The following is an 11,983-nucleotide window of genomic DNA, read 5'->3' on the forward strand; positions in this document are numbered from 1 at the left end:
ACGCCTCCTGACCCTCCCACCCGAAACCATCGTCCGCACCGGCCACGGAGACAACACCACCATCGCCGCCGAACGCGAAACACTCGCCAAGGTCAACCAGTAGATCAGGATTTCCCGTTCAAGCAGGACCCGGTAAGGCGCGCCAGCAAAGCCGGCGCGCCTTACCGGGCGTTCAAAAGCACGGCGTGAGCCGGTAAGGAAGTTGGAACAATGAAGTTCGGCAAACAGCCCGCCCCCGTTGCGGACATCAACGAGGACGCCCTCGCCGTCGGCAAGCCGAAAATGGAAGCTGCCGGCGTCAAGGCCGTGATGGTGGCACTGGAACGCGCTGTGGCGCAGGCCGGTGTCACCCGCACGGCCCAGTCGCTGCTGCGCCTGAACCAGCGCGGCGGCTTCGACTGCCCGGGCTGTGCCTGGCCGGAATCGGACAAGAAGCGCAAGGCCGCCGAGTTCTGCGAAAACGGCGCCAAGGCAGTGGCCGAGGAGAACACCCTCCGCACGGTCGGGGCCGAGTTCTGGGCCCGGCATTCCATCGCGGAACTGTCGGAGAAGACGGAGTACTGGCTGGGCAACCAGGGCAGGCTCAGCGAGCCGGTGGTGATCCGGGAAGGCGAGACGCACTATTCGCCGATCTCCTGGGCGGACGCGTTCGAGCTGATCGGCGAGCACATCAGGGCCAGCACGCCGGACCGCTGCGTCTTCTACACCTCCGGCCGCACGGCCAACGAAACGGCGTTCCTGTACCAGCTGTTCGCCCGGGCACTCGGTACCAACAATCTGCCGGACTGTTCGAACATGTGCCACGAGTCCTCCGGCTCGGCGCTGAACCCTACCATCGGCATCGGCAAGGGCACCGTGTCGCTGGATGACATCCACGACGCCGAGCTGATCTTCGTCGTCGGCCAGAACCCGGGCACCAACCACCCCCGCATGCTCTCGGCCCTGAAGGAGTGCAAGGACAAGGGCGGCAAGGTGGTGGCCGTGAACCCGCTGCCCGAAGCCGGTCTCTTCAATTTCAGGGACCCGCAGACCGTCTCCGGCGTGGTGGGCGGCGGCACGCCGCTGGCCGACGAATACCTGCAGATCAAGGTGGGCGGGGACCTGGCGCTGTTCCAGGCCCTGGGCCACCTGCTGCTGGCGGAGGAAGAGCGGAACCCGGGCACCGTCGTCGACCGTTCCTTTGTTGAAGCGCAGACTGACGGCTTCGAGGCCTACCGCGAGGCGCGCCGGGAACTCGACTGGCCCGAGACCGAGAAGGCCACCGGCCTGTCCCGGGCCCAGATCGAAGACGTGGCCGGGATGCTCATCCGGTCCAAGGCCACCATCTTCTGCTGGGCCCTGGGCGTAACGCAGCAGCCGCATTCGGTGGACACCATCAAGGAAATGGTCAATGTCCTGCTGCTGCAGGGCAACTTCGGCAAGCCCGGTGCCGGCGCCTGCCCGGTCCGCGGACATTCCAACGTCCAGGGCGACAGGACCATGGGCATCTGGGAGAAGCCCAAGGAATGGCTCCTGGAGGCTCTCGACAAGGAGTTCGGGATCGAGTCCCCGCGGCACCACGGCTTCGACGCCGTCGAGTCGATGGAAGCGTTCGAGCGCGACGAGGTGGACGTGTTCGTGTCCATGGGCGGGAATTTCTCGCTGGCCTGTTCCGACACCGAGACGCTGGAAGCCGGGATGCAGCGGATCGGGCTGACCGTGCACATCTCCACCAAACCCAACCGGTCTCACGTGGTGCACGGCCGCACCTCGCTCATCCTCCCCACCCTGGGGCGCACCGACAAGGACGACAAACACCCCAAGGGCGCCCAGTTCCTGTCCGTGGAGGACTCCATGTCCGTGGTCCACTCCACGCAGGGCAGGCTGACCCCGGTGTCCGAGCACCTGCTCGCCGAACCGGTGATCGTGGCCCGCATGGCCGAGGCGACCTTCGGCCCCGGCCACCCCGTGGACTGGAAGGCCATGGCGGAGGACTACGACGTGATCCGGGACCACATCACGCGGGTCCTTCCCGGATTCGAGGATTTCAACGCCCGGGTGCGGACGAAGAACGGCTTCGTGCTGCCCAACCCGCCGCGCGACACCCGGTCCTTCAAAACGGACATTGGCCGCGGACGGTTCACGGTCAGCCCGCTGGAATACCTGACGCCGCCGGACGGCCACCTGGTCCTGCAGACCATCCGCAGCCACGACCAGTACAACACCACGTTCTACGGCCTCGATGACCGCTACCGCGGAATCTCCGGGGGCCGCCGGGTCATCCTGGTGCACCCCGAGGACCTCGCCGAGCTCGGCTTCCAGGACAGGGACCTCGTGGACGTCGTGAGCACGTTCAGGGGCCAGGACCGGCAGGCGGACAAGTTCCGGCTGGTGGCCTACCCGACGGCGAAGGGCTGCGCCGCGGCCTACTTCCCCGAGGCCAACGCCCTGGTCCACAAGGACAACGTCGCCCGCGAATCCAACACCCCCGGATTCAAGGCGATGTTCGTCCGGTTCGTGCCGCACAGCCCCCTCGCGGAACGCGAAGAAACGGCAATGGCGGGCACGCACGCCTGACGCTTCCTGGGGAACCCCGACGGCGGCACACCGGTCAGTACGGTGTGCCGCCGTCGCTGCTTGCATCGCCGCCGGCAGGCCACTTTCTTAAACTGGCTCTAACTTTGCAGTCCAGTTTGCGGCTACCGTGAAGGGCATGCGTATACCCCTGATTCAGATCGACGCCTTCGCCTCCAAGCCCTTCGAAGGGAATCCAGCAGCCGTGATGCCCCTCGAGGGCTGGCTGGACGACGGCGTCCTCCAGCAGCTCGCAGAGGAGAACAACCTCTCCGAGACGGCCTTCATCGTGGCCGCGCTCCCGGACGAGGCCAGGCCCTTCGACACCTCGCAGCCCGCATACCACCTCCGCTGGTTCACACCGGCCATTGAGGTGGACCTCTGCGGGCACGCGACCCTGGCCACGGCGTCGTACCTCTTCACGGACGTCCACCCGGACGCCAAGCGGCTGCAGTTCTGGAGCCGCAGCGGCTGGCTCTTTGTAGAGCGCGACGGCGACGGCTTCATCCTGGACTTCCCGTCCGAGATCCCTGAACCGGTGGCCGTGGACCCCTCAGTGACGGAAGCCCTCGGGGTTCCGGCACTCGAGGCTTTCCTGGCAACCGACCTCATCCATGTCGTCAAGGATGCCGAAACGGTACGCACCCTGACTCCGGATTTTGGGGCACTCGCGAAGCTGCCGGTTCGCGGCGTCGTCGTCACCGCTGCAGGGGACGGAACCGGCCACGACTTCGTCTCACGGTTCTTTGGTGCCCGGGCGGGCATCGATGAGGACCCGGTAACCGGCTCGGCGCACTCCCAGCTGGCACCGCTCTGGGCCGGCAGGCTGGGCACTGCGGTCCTGGCCGCCCGCCAACTCTCGGCACGCGGTGGGACTGTGCTCTGCCGTGTGGAAGGGGAGCGCACCCTGCTCTCCGGCACGTGCGTGCGGTATCTCGAAGGCAGTGTTTGGCTGGCGGCCTAGCTTCGTGCCGCGCGGCGGTGGTTGAGCCTCTCAAAACCCCGCCCACTGAGTCGGCTGGTGTTTTCCCTCCGGGAAGCCACGGTGAGGGATGCCACGGTCTCGAGCCGCGGGTGCAGTTCGTCGCCGCCGTCCACCACGCCGGTCTGCCACCACAGCCTCAGCCCTTCCGGAGCAACTTCGAGGCTGGCCAGGTTGTTGTTGAACCATGGCCCCTTGACGCGTTTCCAGCGGAACGGCGGGTCCGGCACACGCGCCGAGCGGGCTACCAGGGCACCGACCGGTGAAGCCAGGCCGTAGGACATGATGGCCCCGAAGTATCTCATCAGCCGGGGAAGGGGGTTGCGGATCGGGGAACAGACTGCCTGCATGATGCGGCTGCCCGAGGAGCGTTCCACCTCCGCGACGTAGGAGAAGTGCACGTCCCCGGAGAGGAACGTGACGGTCTCCGGTGACGGACCGCGCTTGCCGTCGGCGACCTCGGCCGCCATGTCAGCCACCTGCTGAAAGCTCTTCTGGAAGGCAGCCCAGTGTTCGAGATCCACCGCCTGGCGCAGTTTTTCGCCGGCCCGGGACAACAAGTTGCCCCAGGCGCCTTCGGAAATAGCCTCATTCCACGACTCGACGTGGTGCAGGCCCATGGGCAGCAGGAAGGGCAGCGACGTCGCCACCAGCAGATGGCGGAAGCCGCCGCGCATCCGGCCGTCCAGCCAGGCCATCTCCTCGTGGTCAAGCAGGGCACGGTCGTCTGGAGCCAGCTTCCGGGCGGCACGGGAATCCAGGACTATCAGCCTCGTGTCCCCGAAATCGCGGCAAAAGCTCCACCGGTAGGAGACCGGGTCCTGGTCCGCGCGATCTGCGAAACGGTCCAGCTCCGCGCTGAGATCGAGTTCAGCCTCGCCGCCGTGTCCGGCGATCAGCTGCCAGATGGTATCGGTTGCCCGCTCCTGCGGCGAGAGGTTGCCCAGGTGCTGGTAGACCCAGTAGGAGGACAGCCCCGCGACAATCCGCCCATGCCACCATGAGGTGGCTTCCACGCCCTTCCTCCAGGTCAGCGAGGCGTTCCAGTCATCGCGGATATCGTGGTCGTCGAAGATCATGGCGCTGGGCAGGGTGGAAAGCAGCCACCTGTTCGCCGGGTCGGACCAGGCGAGATAGTAGAGGTGGGCGTATTCCTCGTAGTCCTTCAGTTCCTCCCCTGGCGGTGCCTCGATGTCCCGCCGGGCGCGGATGAAATCCTGCATCTGGTCGCTGGTGAGGTCGGCGTACACCTGGTCGCCGAGGAAGGCCACCAGGTCCGGCAGTTCTGTAGCGCCGGCGGTGCCGCCGCTGGCGGTGCCGCGGCCGAAGGCCATCGCCAGTGCGTAGGCGCGGAGCGCGTCGACTCCGTGCGTCCTGTTGCCGGACTCGTCGTGCGGGACACTGGTGCGGCAGGAGCCGTAGGCCATGCGCAGCGGCTTGCCGGGTCTCAGCGTCGCGATCACCGGCGGCGGAAACACCGAAGCCGGATCGGGCCAGACCTGTGTTCCGTCGATTTCCACGGTGTAGGGCAGCACTGATCCTGGCTCAAGGCCGTCCGCCTCCACGAGTGCGTAATGGTGGCCGTGCACGGCGAAGGTACGGGCTTCCCAGATGCCGTGGCCGGCCCGGACGGTGACGCGGGAATCGCTCCGGGTCTCCACCCAGATGCTGGCTGAGGTCTCATCCACGTACCGCATCATGGGCCCGAGCACCAGGGAAGTCGTCATGACTCAGTTGTACCCGTTCCAGCCTGCGGCAACCATGGGGGCCGCCGAACAAGTCACGCGGAGCTGAGGATGGCCCGTGCTCGGCTGCTGTCAGCTTGGATGGCACCTTCGGTTCCAGGTCTTTGGGCCAGCGTGGTGGTTCCCAGTCCTGGTGTTCGCTTGCGTAGTGGCGCCCGCTGGGCGATATCCAGCCTGGTGGCTCGTTCTTGGTGGCCGATGTGGGTCTCCAGGCGCTGGTGTGCCTGAGCCGGTGGTGCCGGGGGCAGGGCTGGCTCAAATTCGACACTCCGGTGGTTCCGCCCTGCTGCCAGGCCAGGAGGTGGTCCGCTTCGTTGTCCAGGGACTGGTTTGAACATCCCGGAAAGGAACATCGGCCGTCCCGCATCCGCAGCCAACGTCGCATCGCCTGCGTGGGCCGGTAGCTCTTCCGGCCGATCTCCAGCGGGGCCCCGTCCCGCGGGTCCACCAGGACACGGTAGAAGGAGTCCGCGCCGTTGGCGATCAGATCCCTGGCCATCGACGCCGGAATCGGCCCGTAGCCATCGAGCATCGCCGGTTCATCGGTGGCGCCGAGCAGGGAAAAAACCGGGACGGTCACCAGGACCTCCGCCCGGGGCGTGCGGACTTGCCCGGGATTCCCCGTTTCCCCATCGTCGCCAATACCGGGGCCGTTCCCGCCGCCGAGGAGCGCCGCGGAATAGACGTCGGTCCGGATCTGGGTGAGGGTCCGGAACTCATCCGGTCCTTGCAACCCACGGGCGACCGCGGTGATGCGGTTCCAGATCGCAGACGCCTGGTCGGCAGGAAGGCAGGCCGAGATCCACGCCATGCCGTCCTTGTCCGGTGTGTAGTCCACCCGCCGGTCCAGGACGGATTTGGCGTGGCGCTTCTCGATGCTCACAGTGTGGTGGCGTTCTCGCCAGATGCGGGCTTTGTGGCGGAACCGGGAAGCGGGCATGTCCCCGGCAGGGCAGCCACGGGCCGGGTTCGGCGCGTCAGGATCCAGGAAATGCGCTTCCAATGCGGCGGCCCCATCAGGATCGAGGCTCGCCGTCTCGTCCACCATCACCCGGGCGTGCTGCCAGGACATCGTACCGGCCTGCAGCGCGGACAGGGTCAGCGGCAGCCTGGTGGCGAGCTCCTGGGCCTCAGCCAGCAACGCACCCGCCGCACGCGGCCCAATGGCCAGGACACACGCGATCTCCGCGGCCACCGACGCCTCCCGCGGCATCGTCGCCGCGTCAGGAGGGGCGGCCGACGCCGCCGTGTCAGCGAACGTCGCGACAGCCCGGGCCTTCAACGCGGCATACCGCGGCTCCGCCCCGGCCACCCCGGCCAGGGATATCCAGGCAAACATCCGCCATGCCCTGCAGCGGATCGGCATCAGTTGCGTCCCCCAAGGCGTTCCCGTCGAGTTCGGCACTGAGCACAGCAACGGCGGCATTGATATCCGCATATGCCTTCGCCACCGCTGCTCTCCCCATGTACCCATCATCGCGGGAGGGTCTGACATTTTCGGCGGCAGGCTCAGGCCAGGGAGGTGCCCTTCAAACGGGGCCCGAAGTGTACGTTCGCGCGGGGCCCGAAGTGTACGTTCGCGCACAAAAGCCCGCCGGCTTGGGGAATCCCAAGCCGGCGGGCTTTTGCGGTTGAGCAGGGTGTCAGCCGCGGAGGCGCTCCATGCCGGGGTCGAAGAGCGGCTCTGCCGAGACGGTCGCTGCGACGCGCCGGCCGAAGTACTCCACTTCCACGGAGTCACCCACGGAAACGGCGGCCGGCAGCCAGGCGTAGGCGATCGGCTTGCGCACGGAGTAGCCATAGGCGGCGCTGGTGACGTATCCCGCCGCCGCGCCGTTCACGTAGACGGGTTCCTTGCCCAGCACAATGGAGGTTCCGTCGTCCACAGTCAGGCACCGCAGCACCCGGGTGGGGGTCTCCTCCTTGCGGGCTGCCAGGGCCTCGGCCCCGACGAAGCCCACCTTGTCCTTGGCGACCGAGAATCCGAGGCCCGACTGGTACGGGTGGTGCTCGGAGGTCATGTCCGTGCCCCACAGCCGGTAGCCCTTCTCCAGCCGCATGCTGTTGAACGCGCCGCGCCCGGCCGCGATGATGCCGTGTTCCCGCCCGGCCTCGAACAGCAGGTCCCAGAGCTTCAGCCCGTATTCCGCGGTGGTGTAGAGCTCCCAGCCGAGCTCGCCGACGTAGGAGAGCCGCATGGCCGTGACGGGGATGCCGCCTACGGAGATTTCCTTGGTGCGGAAGTACTTCAGGCCGTCGTTGCTGAGGTCGTCCGCGCTCACCTTGCCGATCACCTCACGGGCCAGCGGCCCCCACAGCCCGATGCAGCAGGTGCTGCCGGTGATGTCGGAGACGTGCACCCACTGCGCCGGGTCCGCGGCCGACTGCTTCCTGGCCTCGACCCGGAGGTAGTCGAAGTCCACGTTGCTGTTCACGCCCAGCTGGAAATCCTCTTCCCCAATGCGGGCAACGGTCACGTCACTGCGGATGCCGCCGTCGTCCGCCAGCAGCAGGCAGTACGTTACCGCGCCGGGCTTCTTGGCGATGTTGCCCGTGCTGAGGCGGTGCAGCAGCGGCAGGGCGCCGGGGCCGGTGACCGCCAGCCGCTTCAGCGGCGTCATGTCGTAAAGGCCGACGGCGGTGCGTGTCTTCCACGCTTCGGCGGCAGAAATGGGGGAGGAGTACATCGCGGCCCAGGGTTCACGCTCCGGGGCCTGCCACTCGGCCGGCAGTTCGTCGAGCAGGCCGCGGTTGGCCTCGAACCAGTGCGGACGCTCCCAGCCGGCGGACTCCAGGAAGAACGCGCCGAGTTCCTTCTGCCGGACGTTGAAGGGGCTGACCCGCAGGTCCCGCGGGGATTCCTTGGGCTGCAGCGGGTGCAGGATGTCGTAGATCTCAACGAAGTTCTGCTGGGACGTTTCGCTGACGTATTCGTCGCTGGTCTGGACCTTTTCGAACCGTTCAAGTTCGCAGCCGTGCAGGTCGGTGCGGGACTGGCCCTCGACCAGCAGCTCGGCCATGGCCTTCGCGACGCCGGCCGAGTGCGTGACCCAGACCGCCTCCGCCACGAAGAAGCCCGCGACGTCGGGCGACTCGCCCATGAGCGGGCCGCCGTCGGGGGTGAAGGAGAAGATGCCGTTGAAACCGTCCTCGATCTGAGCCCGGTGCAGGGCCGGCAAAAGGTCCTGGCTGTCCTCCCATGACTGGGCGAAGTCCTCGAGCGTGAAGTCGAGGCGGGACGGCATGCGGTGGTCGGACATCTCGTCGGCACCGACGGTCGGCAACGTGTTCATGTCGACGGGCAGGGGGCGGTGGGCGTAGCTGCCGATTCCGATCCTGTCCCCATGCTCGCGGAAGTAAAGGTCTTTGTCCTGGTAGCGCAGGATGGGCAGGCGGGCGCCGTTCGGCAGCTCATTCAGGCCCTGCTGTTCGGCCAGCGCGGTGGTCTTGACGTACTGGTGGGCGAGCGGCAGCAGCGGTACCTTCATGCCCACCAGCTTGCCCACCTCCCGGCCCCAGAACCCGGCGCAGGAAACCACGATGTCCGCAGGGATCACGCCGGAGGAGGTTTCGACGCCGGTGACCTTGCCGCCAGCCTGTTCGATGCCCGTGACGGCAGTGGAGCCCAGGAAGGTCACTCCCGCTTCGCGGGCGCGGCTGATCAGCAGCTGGACGGCCCGGGCTGCGGAGGCGAGCCCGTCGGAGGGAACGAGGAGGCCGCCAAGGACCTGGCGCCCATCCTTGAACTGTCCCTTGTTCAGCAACGGCCAGTTCTTCTCGCATTCGTCGGCGTCGATAATCCGGCCCTCGACGCCCCACGACGTGGCGTAGCCGAGCTTGCGCTTGAGGTCCTGCAGCCGTGCCTCGGTGGTGGCCAGCTCCAGCCCGCCCACCTGGTTGAAGCAGGACACACCGTCGGCGCTGAGGGAGAGCAGCTTGTTCACCGTGTACGTGGCGAATTCCGTCATGGTCTTGGACGGGTTGGTCTGGAAGACGAGGCCGGGGGCGTGCGAGGTGGAGCCGCCGGCCAGTTCCAGCGGCCCCTGTTCGACCACCGTGATGTTGTTCCATCCGCGGCTGGCGAGTTCATCCGCAAGGTTGGTGCCGACGATGCCGGCACCGATGATCACGACGCGTGGTGATGCGCTCATAAAATGTTTCTCCTGGTTCGCGTTAGCGGAATACGACGGTGCGGGTGTTGTTGAGCAGGACACGGTGCTGGCAATGCCACTTGACGGCCCGGGACAGGGCCTGCGATTCGGCGTCCCGGCCCACGGTCACCAACGCGTCCGGATCGAGGCTGTGGTCCACCCGGAAGACTTCCTGTTCGATGATCGGCCCTTCATCGAGGTCCGCGGTCACATAGTGCGCCGTGGCCCCGATCAGCTTCACGCCCCGGTCGTAGGCCTGGTGGTACGGCTTGGCGCCCTTGAAGCCGGGCAGGAAGGAGTGGTGGATGTTGATGGCGCGGCCGCGCAGCTCATTGCAGAGGCTGTTGGAGAGCACCTGCATGTAGCGCGCCAGGACTACCAGGTCCGCGTCGTACTCGGCGACGAGGTCCAGCAGCCGCGCCTCGGCCTCGGGCTTGGATTCGGGCGTCACCGGAACGTGGATGAAGGGCAGTCCGGCGTTTTCCGCCATGGCCCGCAGGTCCTCGTGGTTGGAAACCACGACGGCGATCTCCGCACCGAGGCTGCCGGCCCGCCAGCGGAAGATCAGGTCGTTGAGGCAGTGGCCGAACTTGGAGACCATGACCAGCAGGCGCGGGGGCCGGCCGTCGTGGATGGCGAAATCCATGCCGAACTCGGCGGCGGTGGGCGCGAACTCGGCCGTGAGGCCTTCCGCGGTCTGCTGACGCTGGTCGAGTCCGTCGCCCTCGAAATCCCGATGGGCCCGATCACGGGATTCTGTTCCGCTGCCGATGAAAGCGGTGCGCAGGTACAGCTTCCCGCTGACGTGGTCATCGAACTGCTGGTGCTCGACGATGTCGAAGCCGCGGTCGGCCAGGAACGTGGTGACTGCCCGGACGATGCCGGGCCGTTCGGGGCAGGCCAGGGTGAGGACGAACTCCGCCGTGCGGATCTTGGCCAGGGAGCGCGCCCCGGTGGCCTCGGCTGTGATTGCCGTTGCGGCACCCGCGGGACGGCCTTCAAGCGTTGTGGTCACAATTTCTCCTAGTTGCGGGTGTCGGCGCTGGAACCGCCGGGGCAGGGGGCGTCGACGGCACAGCGTTCGCCACATTCATGCTTGGTGACAAGGTCGAACTGGACGCCGCCGTGCTGGTCGACGCCGGTCCGGATGGCCCGTTCGACGACGGTGGTGGCGAGCCGGGCACGTAGGGCCAGCGGATCGCGCCGCAGGTCCCGCGCCAGGGCGACGCAGAGCAGCAACATGACCAGCACGAACGGCAGGGCGGCAACGATGGTGATCCGTTGCAGGCCGGACAACGCCTCTGACGGTTCATCGCCACCGGCCAGGAGCATAACGGCCGCGACTCCGCCGGTCAGCAGGCCCCAGAAGATCACCAGACCGCGCCGGGGTTCGTTGGACCCGTTGGAGCTCAGCGAGGCCATGACGATCGAGGCCGAGTCGGCGCCGGTGATGAAGAAGATCGCCACGAGCACCATGGCCAGTATGATCACTGCGGTGATGGCCCAGGCAGGCATGTGCAGGTTCTTGACCAGGTCGAAGAGGGCGCCGTCGAACGAAATGGTGGGCGCGCCGTCGACCATTTTGGCGAGTCCGTCTGCCGGATTCTCCGTCTTGTCGGCCTCCTGCTGGATGCCGAAGGCAGTACCGCCGAAGATGCCGAACCAGATCACGCTGACGACGCTGGGCACCAGCAGGACGCCGGTGACGAACTGGCGGATAGTGCGGCCGCGGCTGATGCGGGCGATGAACATGCCGACGAACGGCGTCCAGGATACCCACCAGGCCCAGTAGAAGATGGTCCAGCCGGACATCCAGGTGCGCAGGGCCTCGTCTCCCACAGCTTCGGTGCGGGAGGACATTTCCGCCAGGTCCCGGGCATAGTCGCCCACCGCGGAAGGAATCAGGTTGAGGATAAACATGGTGGGGCCGGCGACGAAGACGATGAGCGCCAGGACCACGGCCAGCACCATGTTGATGTTGGAGAGCCACTGGATGCCGCGGCTGATGCCGGAGACGGCCGAGGCAACGAAACAGGAGGTCAGGATGGCGACGATCACCACGAGCACAGGAGTGCCGATTTCCCCGGCCCAGCCGTTGGAGGTCAGGCCGCTGCCGATCTGCAGGGCACCCAGGCCCAGGGAGGCGGCGGTGCCGAAGAGCGTGGCGAAGATGGCCAGGATGTTGATGAACTTTCCTAGTGGTCCCTCCACCATCCTGATGCCGAAGAGCGAGGTGAAGGCTGCGGAGATCAGCTGCTTACGGCCGAGGCGGTAGGTGCCGTAGGCCATGGCGATGCCCACCACGGCGTACATTGCCCAGGGGTGCAGGGTCCAGTGGAAGATGGACGTTGCCATGGCGGTCTGGATGGCTTCGGGGGTGCGTCCGTCCACGGTTCCGGGCGGGGGTGAGACGTAGTGGTAGAGCGGCTCGGCCACGCCGTAGAACATGAGCCCGATGCCCATGCCGGCGGCAAACATCATGGCCACCCAGGACACGGTGCGGAACTCGGGCTTTTCGGCGTCCTTGCCCAGCGGGATGTTGCCGAACTTGC

At 66.9% G+C, this 11,983-nt stretch carries 6 protein-coding genes and 2 pseudogenes; 3 read left to right on the forward strand and 5 right to left on the reverse strand.

The window, feature by feature from the left end:
- The 3 genes and pseudogenes from AC3A3W_RS17500 to AC3A3W_RS17510 all read left to right on the forward strand — a co-directional run.
- Nucleotides 1–103, forward strand: a pseudogene (locus AC3A3W_RS17500) (MBL fold metallo-hydrolase); the annotation flags it as partial.
- Nucleotides 104–210: 107 nt separating this feature from the next.
- The gene (locus tag AC3A3W_RS17505; RefSeq protein ID WP_487444275.1) at nt 211–2,556 is read left to right on the forward strand and encodes an FdhF/YdeP family oxidoreductase; all 2,346 of its coding nucleotides are present in this window, start codon (nt 211–213) and stop codon (nt 2,554–2,556) included.
- Nucleotides 2,557–2,692: 136 nt separating this feature from the next.
- The gene (locus AC3A3W_RS17510; protein ID WP_487444276.1) at nt 2,693–3,517 is read left to right on the forward strand and encodes a PhzF family phenazine biosynthesis protein; all 825 of its coding nucleotides are present in this window, start codon (nt 2,693–2,695) and stop codon (nt 3,515–3,517) included.
- On the opposite strand, the gene AC3A3W_RS17515 is transcribed toward AC3A3W_RS17510, so the two are convergent.
- The 5 genes and pseudogenes from AC3A3W_RS17515 to AC3A3W_RS17535 form a co-directional block, all read right to left on the reverse strand.
- Nucleotides 3,514–5,262: an alkaline phosphatase D family protein gene (locus AC3A3W_RS17515; protein WP_487444277.1), complete on the reverse strand. Its 1,749-nt coding sequence runs from the start codon at nt 5,260–5,262 to the stop codon at nt 3,514–3,516. The genes AC3A3W_RS17510 and AC3A3W_RS17515 overlap by 4 nt on opposite strands.
- A pseudogene (locus tag AC3A3W_RS17520) lies at nt 5,216–6,746 on the reverse strand (HNH endonuclease signature motif containing protein). The gene AC3A3W_RS17515 and the pseudogene AC3A3W_RS17520 overlap by 47 nt, the downstream one beginning before the upstream one ends.
- Before the next feature lie 177 nt (nt 6,747–6,923).
- Complete coding sequence (locus AC3A3W_RS17525) at nt 6,924–9,431, reverse strand: GcvT family protein (protein WP_487444278.1); 2,508 nt, start codon at nt 9,429–9,431, stop codon at nt 6,924–6,926.
- Between the two features lie 22 nt (nt 9,432–9,453).
- Nucleotides 9,454–10,446 (reverse strand): formyltetrahydrofolate deformylase, encoded by a 993-nt coding sequence (purU, locus tag AC3A3W_RS17530; RefSeq protein WP_487444279.1) that lies wholly within the window; start codon nt 10,444–10,446, stop codon nt 9,454–9,456.
- 8 nt (nt 10,447–10,454) lie between these two features.
- Nucleotides 10,455–11,983: BCCT family transporter (locus AC3A3W_RS17535; RefSeq protein WP_487444280.1), on the reverse strand; the 1,529-nt coding region annotated here is incomplete at its 5' end.

The organism is Arthrobacter sp. Soil_N43, assembly GCF_057655195.1.

Bases quoted from the DNA above. Each gene is read 5' to 3' on its own strand.
- AC3A3W_RS17505 (WP_487444275.1), top strand. From the start codon at position 211: ATGAAGTTCGGCAAACAGCCCGCCCCCGTTGCGGACATCAACGAGGAC.
- AC3A3W_RS17510 (WP_487444276.1), top strand. From the start codon at position 2,693: ATGCGTATACCCCTGATTCAGATCGACGCCTTCGCCTCCAAGCCCTTC.
- AC3A3W_RS17515 (WP_487444277.1), bottom strand. From the start codon at position 5,262: ATGACGACTTCCCTGGTGCTCGGGCCCATGATGCGGTACGTGGATGAG.
- AC3A3W_RS17525 (WP_487444278.1), bottom strand. From the start codon at position 9,431: ATGAGCGCATCACCACGCGTCGTGATCATCGGTGCCGGCATCGTCGGC.